We start from the raw sequence: 20,510 nt of genomic DNA, 5'->3' as shown, positions 1-20,510 counted from the left end.
TGTTACGGATGTTGTCCAGAGCGAGGAGGCTGTTGATCCTGCTTTATGTAGTGACTCCCTCTGCCTGAAGACCCTTTGGAATCCGTTTCTCTCGGAACATCGTGAAATAACAGATGGATGAGGTTACGTACAGGACACCGGTAATGCTGAAGGTTAGCGCATAGCCCCAATAGTAACCGTAAGTGGTGACCAGAAACGATTGAACGGTTCCCATACTCGCCCAGCCAAGCATGAAGGCTGTCTGTGTTAAGGAGTTGGCAATTCCACGACGTGAATCCGAGATACGGTCAACCATGACCGCTGATTGAATCGGATTCGCCGCATTCATAAGCGCTTGCCGGAACAGGAAGCTCACGATGGCGATGGAGATTGCATTTGTAAATCCTGTAAGCAGCAGGAAGGGGAGGGACAGCATCTGGAACACGACGATCGCAGGCACCTGTCCGATCCGCTTCACCAGTGTTGGTCCAATGAGCATGGAGATAATCGTCATGATCTGCCCAAGTGAGATCAGGAAGCCGACAGCGGTAATAGAAGCGTTAAATCGATTCGTGAAATATAAATTCAAGTAAGGGACAACGAGTCCTGAGCCTAAGCCTACAAGCAGCTGACAGAAGGTGAGGCGGCGGATATCGCGCCATTCTGCAGCCGGTTGAGGCATCGGGGATGTCTCAGCTTGTGCAGGAGCTGCTACTGAAGCCGCTGCTTGTGCTGAATTCATATCTTCAGCCTCTATTTCTACCCCAGGAACGTCCTGCTTGCGAGCCTCCTTAACAGCGAGCAGCGGTAGAAAGGCGGCTAATGTAGCCGTTCCTCCTAACATCAATACCGTCTGCAAGCTTGCAACCTTGCTCCATCCGACGGATTGGAGTATGTCGGCCAATGCGCCGCCCCCCATGCTGCCGAGCACTTGAGCGGCTAAGCCTAGCGCAAAGTGGTAGCTGAAGAGCTGTAGTCGCTGTTCTTTCTGCGCATTTTCCGCAAGGAATGGGACTGCGATGACTTGGAAAGCCGAAGCGACAAGTCCTGAGAAAATCGCGAGCATGTTCAAGCTCATCACAGATTCGACATAGGCGCGTCCAATGAATCCTATTCCTGTCAGCAGTGCGCCGAAAATGAGAACCTTCTTCCGGCTCGTGCGATCCCCTAAAAAGCCGATCGGGACAAACATTAAAGCCGTTGCAAGAGATTGCAGGCTGATGAGCGTCCCGTTCATATCATCGTTATACCCGAGTGATTGAATATACAAATTATAAAGCACCATGAACATGCCACCGCCCACTTGGAAGCATAAGTTGGCGACAAAAAACAGCTTAATGTTCCGATCCCATTGCTTCACGTCTGTCCATACTTGTTGATATAAGCGCATGAGCGTTCCCCCGATTGTCCATGTTGGCATCTTCCATTGTATCATGGTTCGATGAACAAGGAAGGGGGTGAAATGTTCGATTTAGGACTCACGGGGAGAGTAATTGTACTGCTACCGCTAATATGGTTAAAGGGTTATTGGCGACCATTCTGAATGTACTGATCGTTGGATTGCAGTTGGACATGTACTAGTGGATCAGCTTGCTCTCTTTCGCTTTGCGCACGAACTTGGCACTAGAGCGATTGAGAGGTGTTTTTAACAACAAACCAATGACGAGCGTGATCGCAATATAGACACACATCATGAGCAGGTCGCGCTGCACCACATCCCACAGGATCCCACCAACAGCCTCACGCATCATGCTAATGCCATAGGTAAAAGGCAAATACGGATGAATCGCTTGGAAAAACGGCGGCGTTACTTGAATCGGGAAGGTGCCCCCAGATCCCGCAAGCTGGAGGACAAGCAGCACAATGGCCAGCGCCTTGCCAACGTTGCCGAAAACAGATACGAGCGTATATACTATTAGCATAAATACGCCGCTAAGCAGCATGCCGAAGATGACGAACCAGAATGGATTCAGCACATATGCCTTCAGCAGGTAACAATCGCCTAAGGTCACAAGTAAAGACTGCAGCAGGGCAATCGTTACAAAGGTGAGATAGCGGCCGAAGTATACTTGATAATCCTTATACGCAGCGCCTTCCTCATGTACCTCCACCGTCAGAAGCGACACCAGGAGCAGGGCGCCGACCCATAAAGATAATGTAGTGAAGAATGGTGACATGGCCGAACCATAGTTCGGTATTGGAAACAGTTTATGTTCTTTCAACACGACGGGCTCGGCGAAGAACTCACTCTCTTTCTCGAAGTTATTTCTCAGCAAATCAATAATCTCGTTGATATCACCGCGTGCCTCCAGTGCGCGAATTCGATCTGCAATGTTAGTTAGCTTGGAATGTGCTTCAGGCAGACTTTGCTGTATATTCTTAATTTCTTCACTGCCGACTGTAATCAGCTTGGCTGCATCGTTCAGGATCGTCTTCACGTCAGGCATATGCTTCAACGCATCCTGAAGGACGGTTTGGGCATTGCCTACGGTACGCTTGGCTGTCTGGATGCCCTGAACGATATTTGGCTTAATCTCATCATCATATCGATTCAGTAAGCTGCCGGTGGCATCTGCTGTTTCCTTGGATATTCGATTCAATTGATTGATCAGGTCTGCCGATACCTGTTCACCGCGCTCCACCGCGCCTGAGATCTGTCGAACAATCGCTAACTGTCGCTCCAGCTTGTCACGTATAGATTGCAGACGGTCTATGGTGCTGCCGAAGCGATCGCCTGGGACAAGCCCGTTGAGCCGATTGAACCAGTTGTTCAGACCATTCACAAGGGTGACGGCCGTATCCAGCCGTCCTTCTGCACGATTAAGTGCCTCCTTCACGATAGAAGGATCACTGCCCGCATCCTGCAGAATGGAGGTCAGGTCTTGGATAGCCAGTGCAGTCTGATGGATGGAGTTAAGATCCTGCTTGATAAAGGGAGAAATCGTATCAATCCCTTGCTCGCTGTAATTGAGCAGATCGCCGACACTTCGAGAGAAGCGGGCGCCTTCCTCGGCAACTTGGGATACCAGTGGAAGATTGCGCTGGGCCGAAGCGACAATGTCATTTGCTTTTGCCGTATCGCGAAGTGCCACATCGACCACATGTATGAGTTCGGGGAATCCTTTTTCCAACTTGAAGACAAGGTTCTTGACCTTCTCAATGGTGGGCAGCTCATTCTTCAGCTCTACGCCAACCTCGTTAAATATTTTGAAAATGGTTCGATTCGCTTCGCGAACGAAGTTGGAGCTGACTTGCTGGATCACGCCCGAGGCTCCCTTGCCCGTAATTTTGGGCGAGATGGCATTGATTTTCTCATTTACATAATAGACGATCTCGGCCTTCTGGGGATTGTCTGTTAGTACGGTACCGATACGCGCAGAGAAATCGGCTGGAATGATGATGGCGGCATACACCTGTCCGCGCTCGGCACGGCGCAGTGCTTCTTTTTCATCCATGAATGTCCAGCCGATGGCCTCGTTTGTCTTTAACGATTCGATGATTTGTTTGCCAATGTTAATAGGCTTATCGAGGAGTGTATCGCCGGTATCGTTATTGGCGACAGCAATGGATATCCCCTTGGTGTTGCTGTACGGATCCCAGGATGCCAGGATATTGAACCATGCATATAGGGATGGCAGGGCGATAAGGCCAGTGATGACAATGGCGGCAGCCCAGTTACTCGTAATGCGTTTCAAATCAGTTACATACAGGTTGATGATGGATTTCATAGAAGGCTGTTCTCCCGTTCATTTCTAAAATTGACAGCATTGCTATCATTGTGCGTAGTTCGGGCAGGAAACATGCGATAAAGGAGGTGATGCCCCAAAATTAAGGACAGGAGGAACTGATGAAATGGCGATTAGTCAACGTTGGTGCAAGCAGCAGACTTCAATTTCAACAATTAAGTAAGCGCTTGCAAACCGGGGATCCGAGGATTATCGGTAAAGTCATGTGAGTCAATTGGATGGAGGAGGACTGGGCCTATTAGCTTGGTGCTGGGAATTTGCGCTCCTGGTGGTTCGTCTCAAACTATTAAGATTTGGATAAGATTGGGGTGAACATGACCAGATTGCAACGGACTATGCTAACGTTGATTACCAAGTAGAAGTAGCGAAGGAGGGACATTGATATTGATGTTGCGGGTCATGCTGGCGGATCAAGATGTTATTGAGCGCAGGCAAGCCGTGCAGATGGTGGAAGAGGGAGGATATACAGTCGTCGGACAAGCGGGGAGCCAGCCGGAAGCGTGGGAACAGGTTGAGAAATTATGGCCTGAAGTCGTAATCGCTGATACGTCAGGATTCGGGATAGACGGTCTGACTCTTGCTAGAGGGTTATCTGAGAGGGAGCATCCGATTGTGGTGGTGCTCACAGGGCGCTCGTCGGATCACCAGCTCGTGCTTCAAGCGATGCGATATGGCGCCATTGCGTTCTTGCCGAAGCCTTGGAAGCGTGATGAGGTTAGTGATGCGCTCCGAAGAGCCAGCAAGCTGGCAGGATATTATCGTGTATATCACACCCAATATGGGCACATCTATCGGTTCTTCCACCGACTCGGAAGCCTCACAGCTGTCGACATGCTGCAGGAGCAGCAGCAACTGGTACAGGGTTTAATGCGAAATGCTCGTACCGCAGATGAGCTGGATTCCAATGTTTACGGGAACTGGATGCCCAGTGGCGGTGCTTGTTCCGCAAGCATGAAATCACTTATTCGGATCTGCTGCCGGAGCGGGAAGCGGATATTGTGCCCCATTTTCAGCGTATGGCTGAGCATTGGGCGGCTCGTACGAATATGTTGCGGAGGAACAATGCGGGGCTGCTTATACAACGGGCAGGCGAATATATTCAAAGCTATTACTATAAGGAACTGACACTATCTGAATTGAGTGAGCGGTACGGGATGAGCATCTCTTATTTCAGTGCTCAGTTCAAGCGCGGATATGGCTATTCCTTCGTTGATTATGTGAATCGGGTTCGTATACAGAAGTCGAAGGAACTTCTATTGAACCCACATCTCAAGGTCTATGAGGTTGCACATGCTGCTGGATATACAACACTGCAGTATTTCAATCGGGTATTTAAGCAGATCGTAAATATGACGCCGCTTGAGTATCGGAAGCAGTTCGGTATCTAGCAATTTTTGATATTCCGTAAAGAGTAGAATCGGCGAAGAAATGATAAATATGTTTCATTACTTTGCAGAGACAGCCGACTATACTAGGTCATGTTATAGAGAGGACAAGGCCTCTCGAACATTTCAATGGTAGGAGGAACGCATTACGTATGAAACAAATTCGACAACGATTGGCGGTTGTTCTATCACTATGTATGATCTGGTCCACGATTGCCTCGACAGGGACTAGTATGGCGATGGCGTCTAGCGCTGCTTCGGGGAGCTTCGCCAAAGTTACGGATGAGCGCAAGATGGAACTTGCGCCAGGGGCGAACTACACGTGGAACAATATGGAGCTTCCACAAGGGCAAGAGAAGGTTCATTACGTGGAGTTCAATCCGAAGAATCCTTCCTTGGATTTGCAGCCTGGAATGACGGACGGAAAAGTGTACGGTATGACGGGTGTTACGAAGATGGCCGATAATGCCGACAAGGCAGGCAATCGGGTCATCGCAGCCATTAACGGCGACTTCTATGATATGACGACAGGCGTGCCTCTTGGATTATTCATGGGAGACGGTGAAATATTAGTGAGCCCGCCGCCTAAATGGGATTGGTATGCTTATGGATTGAAGAAGGACGGAACGTCCATATATGGACTGAGTCCTGAGTTGAAGCGTACCCTCCACATTGGCGGCAAAGACTATGAAATATCAGAAATTAATCGGATGAGGGAAAATGCGGACAAGCTGTCCTTATTCACATCCGCATTCCATACTTCAACCAAAACAAATAATATAGGCGACGAAGTTATCCTCGATGTGTTGTCGGGAGAAGTGAAGAGTGGCAGCACTTTAAAACTCAAGGTCGCGGAAATACGCAAAGACAAAGGGGACTCCCCGCTTGCCTCGGGCAAGGTTGTGTTGTCTGCTTCCGGAACAGAGAACCGCAAAATCCTCGGTCAGCTGAAGGTAGGAGATGAAATCTCCGCAAGCTTCGAGCTGGAGGATGAGTGGAAAGACGTTAAAATGGCAGTCGGCGGTGTGTTCATGCTGGTCAAGGACGGCGTGGCACAAGAGCATACAGATAAGGCGCTCTATCCACGAGTAGCAATCGGAACGAAGGCTGACGGTTCCATTATTATGATGGTGATCGACGGTCGTGCACCTGGATTTAGCGAAGGTGTATCCTATGATGACTTCGGCAAGGTGCTGAAGGACATGGGTGTCGTCAATGCGCTATGCCTAGATGGTGGCGGCTCGTCCACGTTCGTAGCGAAGCTGCCGGGTGAACTAACTCGCAAGGTGCTAAATCGTCCATCTGACGGCAGTGAGCGCAAGACGGCAAACGGATTGCTGCTCGTAAATAAGGCACCAGAGCAAGGTACTGCATCGAAGCTGTTCGTACAGCCGAATATGGAGCGAGTGCTCGTTGGTTCAACGTTCAAATTCGCAGCAGCTGGGGTAGATGCAAATGGACATCCTGCTCCCTATGCAGGTGCATTGCAGTGGACAGTTGATCCTTCACTTGGAGTGATAGCAGGGGATGGCAAGTTTACTGCTGGATCTACTGCAGGGATCGCAAATGTGGAAGCAGCAACAGGTAACGTGAGGGGGCAAGGTCAAGTCGAGGTTGTGAAGGATTTGACAGACCTCATACTGCCTGACAAGGTAAAGGCTTTCTCTTCTGGCGAACAAGTAAGCATGCAGGTCACGGCTGTTCGAGATGGGCAAGTCGTAGTCTCTGATAATCGCCAGTTTGAGTGGAAGGTCGAGGGCCCGATTGGTTCTATTGATGCTAACGGTTTATTTACCGCGACGTCGGAAACGGATAAGAACGGCAGGATTATCGTCAAGTACGGTAATGTCGAGGCATCAATGGATGTAAATATAGGGCTGAAGCCCATCGTGTTGGAAGACTTCGAGAATGGTCTGGATCGTTACTTTGTAGAAAGTGGTGCAAGATACAAGCTCGTGGAGCTCAGCGAGACGACGGATGAGGAATATGTTCGATTCGGCAGCAAAGCAGCAAAGCTGAAGTATGACTTCACGGATACAGTGGGGATATCAGGCGCATACATCAATACAAAAAGTAAGGATCAATATATTGAGATTCCTGGCTATCCGGAAAAAATCAGCGTATGGGTGTATGGTGACGGTCAAAAGCACTGGCTGCGCGGCCAGCTGCGAGACGGCAATGGGGCTGCAGTAGATATTGATTATACGGATGAGAAGACGGGTCTTGATTTCAAAGGATGGAAGTATATCGAGGCAGCGGTTCCAAAGGGAAGACCTCTTCCGCTTCAAATTTCCATGCCGATTCGATATATGGAGACGAAAAATACAAACAAGAACGATGGGACTCTCTATATCGATCAAATTCGAGCGCTGTATGGCCCGAACACGGATGACATGGATCCTCCAGTGCTAAAGGACTTCTCTCCAGTTGACGGCAGCACGATTCATACCTCGACTCCAAGAATTCATGTGTACGGGGAAGATTTCGGATATGATCCGATTAAGCATCCGGGAACAACATTAATTGATCCTGATAAGGTACGCATGTATGTGGACGGACAGCTGGTGCAGCATGGATTTTATCCACCTAAGGGCGAAATTCACTACACACCAAGTGTACCTTTGGCAGACGGGGTTCATGTCGTGATGGTCAAAATTCGTGACCTAAACGGGAATCGAGCAGAGAAAGAATGGATGTTCACAGTCGATACTGGCGCATCGAGGCTGGTATATACGGGAGCAGACAATGCTTATGCAGGCAATGTTTACAAGGTGGAGGTTAAAGGATTCAAGCCTTCCAATATTAAACGTGCTGAAATTGGATTTGAGGTTGATCCAAGTTTGATAGAGAAGATAGAAGTAGTTGCAGGCGATAAACTTGCTCCTGCTAATATCGAGCATCATATTGCCCCAGATGGGAAAGTGAACCTGAAGCTGTCTGATGTGAATCAGTTGAACTTGAAGGATGACGAAGCGCTTGCGCGGATTGAATATCACCTGAAATCGGATGTGTCGGGCACATTTAAGGTTGAATTTAAATCCGGAAGCATTGCATTGGCAGATAAGGGAAATACCGATTTTAGCTTCTTCGGCCTGCCTATGCACGCAGCTATTCAGTATCATTTACGCTTGAATTGGAATGCAGACGGTGTAGCTGAGGGGCAAGACACTGTGCTTGGGGTTGTAGATGAGGCTGGTGCTCCGGTGCAGGGAGCGCGTATCGTGACACGTGATGGAATAGAGTTAAGTGTAACGGGCGCTGACGGCAGGCTTACCACGAATAAACTGACGGGGACGGTACGCGAATACGAGCTGCAAGCGAACGAGGGAGTACGCTTCAGTCCGGTTGTGAAGTTCAAGGTATCCCCGCTAGCGGGCAGCGAATTGCCTTACAACATCAGTGTGTCGATGGGAGAGGATCCTGCAACCTCTCGCGGATTTACATGGCATTCGAAGATTAACGTGGATGCTTCAGTAGTAGAGCTCGTGAAGAAGAAAGACTTCGTCGATTTTAACAATGCGAATGTCATTCGTGTGAACGGTACGAGCAATATGTTCCATACGTGGGATATCGGTACGGTTCGTGTACACAAGGCAGTTGTGCAAGGACTTGAGCCGGGAACGGAATATGTATACCGTGTTGGCAACGGCAGCGATAAAGTGAGTGAGCAGGGCGCATTCAAGACGGCTGAGCTTGACGGTACACGTACAAAATTCCTCTTCTTCGGCGATTCCCAATCCGAAGATGAGGCAGGATTCAAACTATGGAGCAATATTGTACGAAAAGCAGTGACCGATCAACCTGATTATGACTTTATCCTTCAGGCTGGCGATATGGTAGAGAACGGATTTAAAGAGGCCGAGTGGAATATGTGGTTCAAGGCCGTACAGGATACGTTCTTGAAGACGACAGTTGTATCGGTGGTCGGCAACCACGAGGTAACGGGTACTCGGAAAAATGATGATTTCCTTGCCCATTTCAACAATCCTCAGAATGGAATAGACAGCTTAAAGGGCAGCAATTATTCATTTGATTATCATAACGCTCATATTGCAGTGCTGAATAGTGAGTACGACTTCGAGGAGCAGAAGGAATGGCTGCGCCGTGACTTGGCTGCAACGGATAAAACGTGGAAAATCGTCACGTTCCATCGTGGTCCATATGGCAGCAAGAATAATGAGAAGCGTATTCGCGAAGCTTGGACATCCGCATTTGATGAACTTAATGTGGACGTAGCCTTGAATGGCCATGATCATGTTTACCTGCGTACGTATCCACTCCGCGGTGGCAAACCCGTCGGTGAGGGAGAGGGCACCACTTACATCGTCGCAGGCTCTTCCGGGCCGAAGTTCTATGAAGTTGTCCCACAAGATTGGCAGTACAAAATAGATGGAACGAAGGCGCAAATCTATGTAGCCGTTGAGGTTGTTGGCAACGAGATGAAGTTCCTCGTGAAGAATAGTAATGATGTAGTCATTGATGAGTTTTCGATTCGGAAGCTGGAGCGTAATCCTCCTACTTCGGTAGTGCTTGATCAGCCGAGTGTAAATTTGGCTGTGAACGAAAGCGTTAAGCTGAATGCAACGGTTCTGCCAGACCAAGCGTATGATCGTTCTGTTACGTGGTCGGTCTATGGATCGTCAGAGGATGGCGTTGCGGCGGTAAGCGCAGATGGAGTGGTAACCGGACTTAAGCTGGGAACTGCAATCGTGCGGGCGACGAGCGTCGTAGAATCGGTGTATGCAGATAGTCTTATTACGGTCGATCGTTTGCCAGAGGTTCGTATTGAGGAAGTTCGAATTGACCGTAACGAGGGAACGCTGAAAGTCGGAGACACCTTGAAATTGAATGCAACGGTATTGCCGGACAACGCAAGCAATAAATCTGTTGTATGGTCTGTGTATAGTTCTTCTTCAGAAGGAGTTGCAAGTGTAACGTTGAATGGGCTTGTGAAGGCATTGAAGCCGGGCACAGCCGTCATTCGAGCGATGAGTGCGGCGGATGCAACGAAGTATGCAGACTTCCAACTGAAGGTAGAACTAGAAGATAAGCCAAATATTCCGGATCCGTCAACGGACAATTCGAGTTCGAACAGTTCCAAAGAAGAGAACAAGCGTCCAGAGCCGCCGAAGCCAGATCCAGGAGCAGCGAAGCTGGAGAATGGCAAGATTGTGGTACAAGCGAAGCGGGATGCAGGCAGTACAACAGCTACGGCAGTCATCCCTGCTGATGTGCTTAAGAAGGCTGAAGACGGCTTGAAGCCGGACTCGAATGGTGTGAAGATGGTTCGGATTGAAGTATCGGCAGACAAAGAGGTACGGGATATTCTCGTATCCATGCCATCTTCGTCACTGACAGATGCTTCTCTAAAGCAGCAATATGAGATCGTTACACCTCATGCGGGTGTGACGCTTCCTTCGAATGTGACGAATGGGAAAACTCCTCAAGGAGCTAAGACGATTGATGTCGCCATCGTTCAACCGGATCGCAGTGCATGGGGAACAGAGTTGCTTGGACGTACTGCAAATCATCCGGCCGTGCAGTTGGAACTACGAGTAGATGGAAAAGCGCTGAAAGACATCGCAGTCGGAACAGCTGTGCAGGTAGCAATTCCGTATCAGCCAAGCGCAGACGAGTTGGCTCGTCCACAAGCAATCGTTGTATGGGGTGTAGATGAGCAAGGACGTCCTACTATCATTTCAAATGCAAAGTATGATGCAAAGACAGGAACGGTGCAATTTGCGGTGAAGCAGCTCGGTACGTATGCAGTTGGCTTCTCTGCGGTAACGTTCCATGACATCAATAAGCTGGAATGGGCGAAAACAGCTATTGAGTCGTTAGCTGCCAGAGGAATCATTCAGGGTCTTGGAGCGGATCGCTTTGCTCCGAATACGCAAGTCACACGTGCAGACTTCATTGTCCTGCTGACACGCGTGTTGAATCTGCAATCTGTGCAGTCGATGAGCGGCTTTGAGGATGTTCCTACGAATGCCTATTATGCAGATGCCGTAGCTGCTGCGAAAGAACATGGAATTGTACAAGGTAGGGACGCACGGACATTTGGCCCGAGCGATAAGATTACACGGCAGGAAATGTTCACGATTACGGCGCGTGCACTTGTACAATTCAGCAAGTTGAGCTCGACAGGGGATGCAGATGCGCTTCAGGCGTTTACAGATTACCGTGAAATTCAGGATTATGCGAAGGAAAGCTTGGCAAGTCTGCTTCGTGAAGGATTGATCCAAGGCAACGGGCAGAAGCTTGTTCCGCAGGGACATGCTACGAGAGCAGAGGCTGCTGTCTTCCTGAAGCGAATCATGAACCGTGTATCTGAGTAAGCAATAAAACCTAATAGGAAAGCACAAATAAAGGGGCTGGATATCCAGCCCCTTTTGCATGTCAATTTAATGATTGCTAGGTTACAGTTGGCCCGACAAGAACACGATGAAGCAGAATGCCGACATCACGGATGCATAGGTGACGGAGTATTGTGTTCTCTTCTTATTGTTGTCGAGCAGGTTGAACAGAAACAGAAAGCTGAGTACGGGAATAAGCAGGTAAGCCATGTACAGAATGATCGTCGCCATTCTTAACACCTCCAAGTAGTAGTTGTTGATAAATACCATGTAAATATTTGCATAGACGTATTCTATCATGCTTTTACGCGTTTGGGTATAAAAGTTTTTATTTTTTTGTGAAAGAAGAGCAAAAGCTTTTCAGTTTGCATATTGACCAAAGTGGTCAATACAATTATGATAATAATTACCAAATACTCGAAGTAAACAACTAAAGGGTGACAGTCGCGATGAATTCGAAGTTTATGACCCTATCTACAGAAAAGCAGGATCGAATCATAAACGCAGCCATGAAGGAATTTGTACGAAAAGGATATGAGCATGCATCCACCAATGAGATGGTGAAAGGGGCTGGGATATCGAAAGGATTATTGTTCCATTATTTCAATAACAAGCAGGAGCTGTTTCTCTCTTTGTATGATTATGGGGTTGAGAAGGTCATGAGCCTTTTTTACGGCAGAATCAATCTAGAGGAGAAGGATTTCTTTATTCGATTTAGGCAGGTTCAACAGGTGAGATGGGAGCTGCTTATGCAGTATCCGGAGCTGTTCGAATTTCTAAACGCTGCATATATCGAGACGGCAAGCGACATTAGGCCGCACATCGAGCAGCGAAATAAGGGACTGACGCAGGAAGCGTTCGGCAAAGTGCTTGCAGGGTTCGATCGTTCTAAGTTCAAGGAAGGCTTGGATATCGACAAAGCAATTAATATCATCGTCTGGACGTTCCATGGATTTCTAAAGGATAAGATGAACCGTGCAAATGCAATGCAGATAAACTCTGATGATTATGTGCATATGGTGAAGGAAGCGGACGAATATATCGACATGTTTAGACAGAGCTTTTACAAATAAGGGAGAAAGCGATATTTCTCGAATAACGATTATTAGTCATCGCCATCATGAGGTTCAATCAGCATCCGTATGTATTCGGGGAAAGCATATGGGAGGAGCAGCTGCTCATGGGAAAAATGGTTGTACATTTCGAGGAGTTAACGCCAGCATTGCAAGCAGATGCCGGAGGCAAAGGAAGCATGCTGGCTTGGATGTATCAGCATAAATATCCTGTGCCGGAGGGTATCGTCGTACTGACGTCGGCTTTTCAGGATGGGGAGCTACATGTGCAGGCTTGGTCAGCCGTGCAAGTCTATGTGAAGCGTATGCGCAGCCACCATGGAGAGGTGGCGTTTGCGGTAAGATCTTCGGCGCTTAGCGAGGATTCTGCGCAAGCATCTTATGCAGGGGAGTTCGAGACGGTATTAAACGTAACGACGGATGAGCAAATCCGAGAGGCAATTAGGAGGGTATATGACTCCAAAAGCTCTGAACGGTTGGAGGCTTATAGTGCCGTAAAAGGAATGGAGCAGGCGCATGAAATCGCGGTCGTCATTCAAATCATGGTTCGTCCCGAGCTATCGGGTGTCCTTTTCACTGCTGATCCGATTACAGGCAGTCATGCAGCTATGGTAGGCAATTATGTGCATGGATTGGGAGAGCAGCTCGTATCGGGCGAGGCGGATGCTTTGTCATTTGCGCTCCAAAGACCAAAGGGAAGGTACGAAGGCCCAGATGAGTGTAAGCGGCATGTAACCAAGCTGTATCGACTAGCGTCTAAGCTGGAAGAAGAACTGGGAAGTCCACAGGATATCGAGTGGGCTGTAGCAGAAGGTAAACTATATATTCTCCAGACGAGACCGATCACTACGCTAGTGCTGGGGAATCTGGATACGTATGAATGGAATGAAACGAACTCCGGCGATTTTCTATGGACGAATACGAATATCGGTGAAGCCACTCCAGATGTCATGACGCCGCTGACATGGTCCGTATTAAGAGCTCTTGATGAGGAATCGAATATGATATCGGGCTTCCGCATTATGTCGGGCAATATATGTGGGAGGGCATATACAAATATAAGTTTGCCAGTGTCTATATTTCCGGCATTGGGAATACCGCTAGCCATCAGTCTGGATAAATTGTCCCAAACACTTGGCAAGATTCCAGAGGGAATGGAATTTCCCGTATACCCTTATTCTCGTTGGCATGTGTTTACAAAAATAACTCCCTCTATTTTTCGTTTTGCGAAGAAGGTCAAGACTACGCTTGAGGATATCGAGCAGTACCTCGCCGACAATCCCGATTGGTGTGCGAGGATGACAAAGCGTATTCAGGCAACAAGTTCGTGTGAGGAACTGTGTAGCATATGGAGTGATGAGCTGTGGCCTTATACATGCAAGTCATGGTGGGGCTTAATAGCAGGCGGACGGAAATTTGGGGATACCAGTTATAAGTTGAACAAAGAGCTTACCAAGCTCTCCGATACGGAGACTGCGAATGCATTAATGTCAAATTTGCGGGGAAATTCCGGATTGGCCAGCCTTGGGCCGGTTATCGGCATATCACAGGTACTCCAGGGGACGATGAGTCGAGAAGAATACCTGAAGCAATACGGTCATCGCGGCCCGCATGAATTTGAACTATCTCTTCCTCACCCAGGAGAGGATCCGAAGTGGCTAGAGATTCAAATCGAAGAATATGAGAGATCGGACACAAATGTGGAGCAGCTTCTGAACCGTCAGCGGTCGCAATATGAAGCTGCTTGGGAAATGTTTGAGCGGCAACATCCGCAAAAGGTGAAGCGCATAAAGAAGCAGATTGCCAAGGCTTCGGAGTATGCCCATCTGAGAGAGGAGACTCGATCCGAATTTGTACGGGTGTACCGCGTCATTCGTGCATTTGCATTGCGGGCGGGAGAGCTCAGCGAGGTGAGGAGCGATGTGTTCTTTCTGTATAAGGAGGAAGTGCAGCGGTTGCTTGCGGGAGACGACGCAGGTATGAAGCATGTTGCTGCCCGTAAGGAGACATACGAGAAATATGTGGCGCTGCCGCCGCTGCCTACGTTGATTCGTGGACGGTTCGATCCGTTTCAGTGGGCGAACAATCCAGAGCGAAGAGTCGATGTCTTCGATGCATCCATGCCTCCAGTTGTGGAAGATGGGAATGGGCTCACGGGTTTTGCGGGCGCTTCAGGCAGAGTAGAAGGAGTTGTCCGGGTTCTGAACCGACCTGAGGAAGGAAACCAACTGCAATCGGGCGAGATTCTAGTGGCATCTACGACAAATGTTGGCTGGACGCCATTATTCCCAAGAGCCGCTGCTATTATTACGGATGTAGGGGCACCTCTCTCTCACGCGGCTATCGTGGCACGGGAATTGGGTATCCCCGCTGTCGTAGGCTGTGGCAATGCAACAACGAGATTGAAGACAGGGGATCGGGTCATCGTGGACGGCGGACACGGTGTGGTGCAAATATTAAGAGGGTGATGCAAGTTCCCTTCGCATGCATGGCGAGCTTCAACATGGACGAAAGAAGCAGAAGTCGGGTACACTAGAAGCATAATGTGACAACAAGGGAGAGCGTGCGCTGCTCTCCTTTTCTATATTATGATCAATCAGGAAACGGGGTAAACGACAACAATGAACATTCAATTGATATGCGTAGGGAAGCTGAAGGAGAAATACTTGGTGCAGGGCATTGCGGAGTACAGCAAGCGGCTGGCACCGTATGTGAAATTCCAAGTGTCCGAGGTACCGGACGAGCAGGCACCAGAGAAAATGAGTGATGCCGAACTGGTGCAGGTTAAGGAGCGTGAGGGCGAGCGTATTCTTGGTCATATTAAGCCGGATGCCCATGTCGTGGCACTGGCGATTGATGGTCAGCTCTGGTCGAGCGAGGACTTGGCCTCGCAGCTCGATCGATTGGCGACATACGGGACAAGCAATGTAGCCTTTGTGATCGGCGGTTCCAACGGGCTATCAGATGCGGTTCTCCGTCGAGCAAATTCGAAGCTGTCCTTCGGCCGAATGACGCTTCCACACCAGTTGATGCGCTTGGTACTCGTGGAGCAGATCTACCGTGCAGTGAAGATAAATCGAGGTGAGCCGTATCATAAATAAGGCGAAATTAAAAGGCACCCGGCCAGGTGCCTTCGTCATATACAAGTATCCAAGGTCATGATGTCTATTGTGCCGCCTGTTCCACGAATACCTTCTTCGCTATGTGAAGAGCGGAAGCAGCGCGAGGCTAGCCGACATAAAAGGCTAAGTGAGTAATTCCCTCGATGAGTTCATCTTCCTGTAATCCATTCTGAGTGGCTAGTTGCAAGTGATAAGGAAGCTGCTCTGTCATCCCTCCTGCCACTAACGCCGCAACCGTTATTAAACTGCGATCCCTTAGGGATAAGTCTTCCGTCTCCACACATCTCCAAATAACACATCTTCCGAGTATCGTACGAACGTCGGAGCGAAATCTCCGAAAGATTCTCGGGCACTAGACTTGATCTCCTGATGCATACTAAAGCACCTCCTGAATTTATTGTTACCGAATGACTAATCTTCGTATTCCGTCCGGTATGTTGATGAAATAACTGGGCCGCTCAACTAACGGGACACGATAGCGTCATTACGAAAGGCTGCCGACGAAGCGGCAGCCTTCACTCACTAACGGCAGGATAGCGCAAACACTTGAGTGATGTCTCTAACACAAGCTCACAAATAGGAGTTTTTAGACTTTTCGTAAGCTATAAATCCCTCAATATCATTATTTAATAATAATGGTATTGCAACTTCGATATCACTTATTTTCCAGTCCCACCATTTTATTTGCGATAAACTATGTATAAATTCTTGCTCGAATCTATATTTAATTATTTTTGCTGGGTTACCTGCTACTATTGCATATGGTGGAACATCTTTACTAACTAAAGAATGTGCGCCTATTACTGCCCCATCCCCAATCTGTACTCCAGACAATATGGTTGCTCCAGAAGCAATCCATACATCATTCCCAATAATTACATCGCCCTTGCTTTTGGGGTGTCCTGTTATGTTAGAGTATTTTTTTATCAATGAGTTAAAAGGGTACGTCGTGACCCAATCACTCCTATGCTCACCGCCTAAGAAGATTGTTACTTTATCAGATATAGAGCAAAACTTTCCTATTTTTAAAACTGCGTTTTCTCCCCATGATTTTACTTCCGGAGTTCCATAAGTGAATGCATCAATGGATATTTTCCCATTTGAACTTTTTCTTTCAGGCCATTCTTTTTGTAGCCTCTCTATTGCATCTTCCGCTGCGATAGTCATCAGCAAATTTTTAAGTTTATTAAAATTTGGCATAACATTAATTTTATACAGTTTTATTGTTTTATCTCTGTCGTCTTCATTAAATGCTTCTATTAATTTAACAAAACTATCGGCAAAGGTCTCGAGACTCTCTATTACACTCTTATCAGGTGATAAATGTTCTATAAATCCAGAGAGGGTAACCACACTATTAGCAATACTATTAATTGTATCTATGAATTTATTGTCGATACTATTACTTTCTATCTTTTGGTCACCGTATTCAAGTAAATCTGAGATAAAATTAATAACTTCAATTAATCTCTCTTTAGTTTCAGTCATGGAGTGGGCTCCTTTTTAGAATATCAGTATGATTATTCATCTCTTAGTTTACCATTTACCGCATCGTATTACAGCGTTCCTTCTAAATAAATTACTTCTCTGAAATAGATGTAATTCTGTTATCCAGTGCCCTGACCTTAGTGTTCGATTCAGCACAATTGAAAATATTTTGCAAAGTTTGCTGTGCTCGCAGCTGATCAAGCGACTGGTGTACCCGCAAGAGATCTATCTACTGAGCTGATAACTGGAGCTCAATTAAGCGATATCTCCGAACATTGGCCAAGGTCAATATTAAGCAAGCGGTGAGCACTAGTATGGTCAAGGGTATACCGATCGTTCAAACGAATGATAAGGTGAAATACGCTGAATTCGCTGTTATACTGATGAATGGGCTGAAGCCTACTGGAAAAAGTGTGGAGCTGAGATTCGCGAATTCTATACCTTCATGGGCTCAGGAGTCCATTGAACAAGCTCTAGAAGCGGAGATTATAAAAGGCTATGAAGATGAAACCTTCCGATCAACAGAGAGCATAACACGTTTGGAGTTAGCGGTTATGATCAGCTTGAGTAATAGGAAAGATGTAATATCAGCGACGTCAACAGGTTGTGCTGATGAAAGAGAATTCCTTCTTTGAGCAAAAGAGGCGGTTATTGAGGTGGAGGAATTAGGCATTCTAATTCGATTTTGCTTTATGGATGTTACGGTGAACCGTAACATAAGTGAGGCGAAATTTAGGGGGTGCCTGGCACTTCCTTTTTGCTGATATTGTTCTCTCATTAAAAGAAATCTTCGCGTTTTTTCAATAAGGCGAACGAATGAAATGCTTATTATCGGAGCGAGGCATTATATCGGTGAGTGTATACAAACCATGTAATGCTTGCTGTTAATAATGCCGACGAAATCAAAGCTGTAAGAACACTATATGTTTGCCAAATAAGTATCGCTGACCAATCTAATGCACAGCACATAATACACTGGACAATCGTAGAATCAGCAAAATAGCTGTTACGATTATTCGCTTTTTTGTCATTGGCTGCCGCTCATTCGTTTTCCTTCTGCGTAATCCTAAGAGAAAGAACAGAACAGCCAATAGGCAAAGAATAATTGTGGTGGACGACAAAATGATGTCCAAAAGCTGTGTGCCGCTTATTCCATATGACTGAGTCAGATTGCCGTCTAATATATCTTTAACTTTTAGTACCATGCTTCTATTGATATTTGCGCCGTTGGTCAGCAAGCAGATGGCTGTTCGTTCATTTGGCAGTATGGCTACTTCGGTTCCGAAATTGGGATTGCCCCCTGGGTGCTCTATAATCGTTTGGTTGGCGTTTACCGACCAGCCCGCCGCATAATGCATTTCATTGACAGCCGGAACAGACATATCACCCTGATGTGATTTTTCGATAACCGTATGGAATATTTCGGGTATGTCCTGCACAATACCCATCTGTATGCCCATCCAACGCGCCATATCTTTTGTACAAGAAATGATGTAGCCTGCGGGTTTATTCCCGGAATAATCCGGCGCGTTATATGGAGTTGTCATAAAAAAGGAAGAACGGTAGCCCTGTGCCAACTGTCCGGTGGCTTGAGCATCTTCTTTATAAACATACGTCTGGTGAAGACCCAACGGCTGAAACCTGTTCCCTCATAAAGTCTTCATAGCTTTGTCCCGACACAATCTCAATAACCAGACCTAATACGTCATAATTAACAGTTCCGTAATTATACTGCTCACCAGGATAGGACGACAATTCAGAATCTACGAGAATTTCTACGGTTTTTTGCAACATATCCGGCGTATTACCTTGTGGAATTTTTTTGACTGTGCCAGCCATTTGTTAAGCCGCTAGTATGGTGTAAAAAGTTATTGAGTGTAATACTTTGCATATCAACGTGTTTCCCCTGATACTTTAACGTAAACCAAGGAAAATATTTCTGGATAGGGTCTGACATTGACAGCAGTCCTTGTTCTTCCATCAGCAGAATACCCATGCCGGTAAAAGCTTTACTTACCGAAGCCAGCTCATATAGAGTATTTTCACTTGCCGATTGTCCCTTTTCATGATCTGCGTACCCGGAAGAAAAGTAGAGCACTTCATTGTTCGCAAGTATTGAGATTGACATTCCCGGTACACCTGATATACGGCTTGCATCATCTAACAATGTTTGTATTGAATCAGATTGCGAATCTGATAATGAATAACTTGGTGTTGCGAATCCGGTGAACAGTATAAGTAATGAAATCATAAAGACAATAATTTTTTTCATAGTCTCTCCATTCCGAAAAAACTCCCGTACGGAAAATATAAATAATCCGCAGTATACCTTATTCCCCTAAAGTGTAATAAGGTATATATTATGAAGCTTATTATTGCAAAATCTTATTGTATGTGAAGAATCATACGATATAAAAAATTAGATTGCTATCATAATCTTCTACTTACTACGAACTATTTTGCTAGGAACACAAAAAGCCCCCTCTGCTTCATTAGCAGAAGGGGCAATAGTTTAGAAGTATTCCTCAATCCTCTCATCAAAAGTTAGCTCGATCTCTTTGTGATGCACTTATTACCTTATGGACGAGTTCTTTTGATAGGAGTTAAGTTCGCTTTATAGATGATATGGTGAACCGTACCATAAGTGACGGCGAAAAATTTTCGCCGGAGATGGAACAATTGGACGCAGCCGAAACCTTTGCTGCTCCCCCGTCTCCCGAATTTCCATCTACACCTGTGCCAGCCACTGTGCTGATGATGCAGGGCATAAGCCTTTCCTCCAGACAGTTCAGGTAGCAGTGTCATTAGCTTATTAGTCCTCAACAAGTAGCAGTATATATTAGTAACTTAAGATATAAAGGGGGATTTATTATGAATATTGTTGTTGCGGAACATTGGAATCTTGAAAAGCATGAACTGCCCGGCGTTAATAGCATCATCTTTCCAAATGGCACTGTAACAATCTTAAGTTGTTACAGCGTATATAACCCCAACACAAATGAAAGTAAATTTTATTGCTCTCCCTTGTGTGACACAACCATTGAAAGCATATCAAAGTATAATGTTGAATGTTGGACGATCGTTGATGAATGGGTCAGTATTGATTATCAAGACGGGAAAATCTGTGGCGGTGATGGTCAAATGGGAAATGAAGGATTTATTGCTTGTACGGATGCTGAAGACCGTTTGGTATGGGGAATATTTTTTGAAAATTCAAACCCTATAAAAAGCTTAGAAATTAAAGATAAAATCCTAATCGCTATTAATGAGCATACCGAATTACAAATTGAAATCAACTTAGAAAACCTCACCCAAATTAAAATGACTTCCATAAAACCCAAAAACGAGCCAACTAATTGAT

The 20,510-nt window shown here is 46.7% G+C and carries 12 protein-coding genes and 3 pseudogenes; 8 read left to right on the top strand and 7 right to left on the bottom strand.

The annotated features are described in order from the left end of the window. Nucleotides 1-43: 43 nt before the first annotated feature. Nucleotides 44-1,369, bottom strand: coding sequence for an MFS transporter (locus tag ABN764_RS08805; protein WP_446671622.1), 1,326 nt, complete (start codon nt 1,367-1,369; stop codon nt 44-46). A 187-nt stretch (nt 1,370-1,556) separates the two neighbouring features. Next, nucleotides 1,557-3,707 (bottom strand): YhgE/Pip domain-containing protein, encoded by a 2,151-nt coding sequence (locus ABN764_RS08800; protein ID WP_268624344.1) that lies wholly within the window; start codon nt 3,705-3,707, stop codon nt 1,557-1,559. Nucleotides 3,708-4,112: 405 nt separating this feature from the next. Here ABN764_RS08800 and ABN764_RS08795 point away from each other — a divergent pair, with 405 nt between their 5' ends. The 3 genes from ABN764_RS08795 (at nt 4,113) to ABN764_RS08785 (ending at nt 11,448) form a co-directional block, all read left to right on the top strand. Further along, a complete protein-coding gene (locus ABN764_RS08795; RefSeq protein WP_446671651.1) occupies nt 4,113-4,850 on the top strand; it encodes a response regulator in 738 nt (245 codons plus the stop codon). Next, entirely contained in the window at nt 4,742-5,113 is a 372-nt protein-coding gene (locus ABN764_RS08790; protein WP_446671621.1) for a helix-turn-helix transcriptional regulator, read from the top strand. The genes ABN764_RS08795 and ABN764_RS08790 overlap by 109 nt, the downstream gene beginning before the upstream one ends. Nucleotides 5,114-5,262: 149 nt before the next feature. Further along, nucleotides 5,263-11,448, top strand: coding sequence for a phosphodiester glycosidase family protein (locus ABN764_RS08785; protein WP_446671620.1), 6,186 nt, complete (start codon nt 5,263-5,265; stop codon nt 11,446-11,448). 81 nt (nt 11,449-11,529) lie between these two features. On the opposite strand, the gene ABN764_RS08780 is transcribed toward ABN764_RS08785, so the two are convergent. Next, nucleotides 11,530-11,697: a hypothetical protein gene (locus tag ABN764_RS08780; RefSeq protein WP_155987339.1), complete on the bottom strand. Its 168-nt coding sequence runs from the start codon at nt 11,695-11,697 to the stop codon at nt 11,530-11,532. Between the two features lie 218 nt (nt 11,698-11,915). Between ABN764_RS08780 and ABN764_RS08775 the strand changes: the two genes are divergently transcribed. The 3 genes from ABN764_RS08775 to rlmH all read left to right on the top strand — a co-directional run bounded on the left by ABN764_RS08775 (nt 11,916) and on the right by rlmH (nt 15,640). Continuing rightward, nucleotides 11,916-12,539: a TetR/AcrR family transcriptional regulator gene (locus ABN764_RS08775; protein ID WP_446671619.1), complete on the top strand. Its 624-nt coding sequence runs from the start codon at nt 11,916-11,918 to the stop codon at nt 12,537-12,539. Between the two features lie 107 nt (nt 12,540-12,646). Beyond that, entirely contained in the window at nt 12,647-15,007 is a 2,361-nt protein-coding gene (locus ABN764_RS08770; RefSeq protein WP_446671618.1) for a PEP/pyruvate-binding domain-containing protein, read from the top strand. Between the two features lie 153 nt (nt 15,008-15,160). Next, nucleotides 15,161-15,640: a 23S rRNA (pseudouridine(1915)-N(3))-methyltransferase RlmH gene (gene rlmH, locus ABN764_RS08765; protein ID WP_446671617.1), complete on the top strand. Its 480-nt coding sequence runs from the start codon at nt 15,161-15,163 to the stop codon at nt 15,638-15,640. A 127-nt stretch (nt 15,641-15,767) separates the two neighbouring features. Here rlmH and ABN764_RS08760 read toward each other — a convergent pair. The 3 genes and pseudogenes from ABN764_RS08760 to ABN764_RS29545 form a co-directional block, all read right to left on the bottom strand. Next, a pseudogene (locus ABN764_RS08760) lies at nt 15,768-16,036 on the bottom strand (carboxymuconolactone decarboxylase family protein). Nucleotides 16,037-16,231: 195 nt separating this feature from the next. Next, the gene (locus ABN764_RS08755) at nt 16,232-16,828 is read right to left on the bottom strand and encodes a CatB-related O-acetyltransferase (RefSeq protein WP_446671650.1); all 597 of its coding nucleotides are present in this window, start codon (nt 16,826-16,828) and stop codon (nt 16,232-16,234) included. An 18-nt stretch (nt 16,829-16,846) separates the two neighbouring features. Continuing rightward, nucleotides 16,847-17,149, bottom strand: a pseudogene (locus tag ABN764_RS29545) (DUF8042 domain-containing protein); the annotation flags it as partial. 314 nt (nt 17,150-17,463) lie between these two features. On the opposite strand from ABN764_RS29545, the gene ABN764_RS08750 reads away from it, so the two are divergent. Continuing rightward, nucleotides 17,464-17,784, top strand: coding sequence for an S-layer homology domain-containing protein (locus tag ABN764_RS08750; protein WP_446671616.1), 321 nt, complete (start codon nt 17,464-17,466; stop codon nt 17,782-17,784). 193 nt (nt 17,785-17,977) lie between these two features. On the opposite strand, the pseudogene ABN764_RS08745 reads toward ABN764_RS08750, so the two are convergent. Further along, nucleotides 17,978-19,421: pseudogene (locus ABN764_RS08745) on the bottom strand (serine hydrolase domain-containing protein). A 599-nt stretch (nt 19,422-20,020) separates the two neighbouring features. Here ABN764_RS08745 and ABN764_RS08740 point away from each other — a divergent pair. Further along, nucleotides 20,021-20,509, top strand: coding sequence for a hypothetical protein (locus tag ABN764_RS08740; protein WP_446671615.1), 489 nt, complete (start codon nt 20,021-20,023; stop codon nt 20,507-20,509). Nucleotide 20,510 lies beyond the last annotated feature (1 nt).

Origin of the sequence: Paenibacillus wuxiensis (assembly GCF_040195695.1) — a bacterium.
Classification (GTDB): domain Bacteria; phylum Bacillota; class Bacilli; order Paenibacillales; family Paenibacillaceae; genus Paenibacillus_B; species Paenibacillus_B suaedae.
Note: the sequence above shows the minus strand (reverse complement) of the source record. Positions and strands in the feature narration are given on the sequence as shown.

What these genes read in the sequence shown, in the direction of transcription:
- ABN764_RS08805 (WP_446671622.1), bottom strand. Translation starts at nt 1,369, where the DNA reads ATGCGCTTATATCAACAAGTATGGACAGACGTGAAGCAATGGGATCGG.
- ABN764_RS08800 (WP_268624344.1), bottom strand. Translation starts at nt 3,707, where the DNA reads ATGAAATCCATCATCAACCTGTATGTAACTGATTTGAAACGCATTACG.
- ABN764_RS08795 (WP_446671651.1), top strand. Translation starts at nt 4,113, where the DNA reads ATGTTGCGGGTCATGCTGGCGGATCAAGATGTTATTGAGCGCAGGCAA.
- ABN764_RS08790 (WP_446671621.1), top strand. Translation starts at nt 4,742, where the DNA reads ATGGCTGAGCATTGGGCGGCTCGTACGAATATGTTGCGGAGGAACAAT.
- ABN764_RS08785 (WP_446671620.1), top strand. Translation starts at nt 5,263, where the DNA reads ATGAAACAAATTCGACAACGATTGGCGGTTGTTCTATCACTATGTATG.
- ABN764_RS08780 (WP_155987339.1), bottom strand. Translation starts at nt 11,697, where the DNA reads ATGGCGACGATCATTCTGTACATGGCTTACCTGCTTATTCCCGTACTC.
- ABN764_RS08775 (WP_446671619.1), top strand. Translation starts at nt 11,916, where the DNA reads ATGAATTCGAAGTTTATGACCCTATCTACAGAAAAGCAGGATCGAATC.
- ABN764_RS08770 (WP_446671618.1), top strand. Translation starts at nt 12,647, where the DNA reads ATGGGAAAAATGGTTGTACATTTCGAGGAGTTAACGCCAGCATTGCAA.
- rlmH (WP_446671617.1), top strand. Translation starts at nt 15,161, where the DNA reads ATGAACATTCAATTGATATGCGTAGGGAAGCTGAAGGAGAAATACTTG.
- ABN764_RS08755 (WP_446671650.1), bottom strand. Translation starts at nt 16,828, where the DNA reads ATGACTATCGCAGCGGAAGATGCAATAGAGAGGCTACAAAAAGAATGG.
- ABN764_RS08750 (WP_446671616.1), top strand. Translation starts at nt 17,464, where the DNA reads ATGGTCAAGGGTATACCGATCGTTCAAACGAATGATAAGGTGAAATAC.
- ABN764_RS08740 (WP_446671615.1), top strand. Translation starts at nt 20,021, where the DNA reads ATGAATATTGTTGTTGCGGAACATTGGAATCTTGAAAAGCATGAACTG.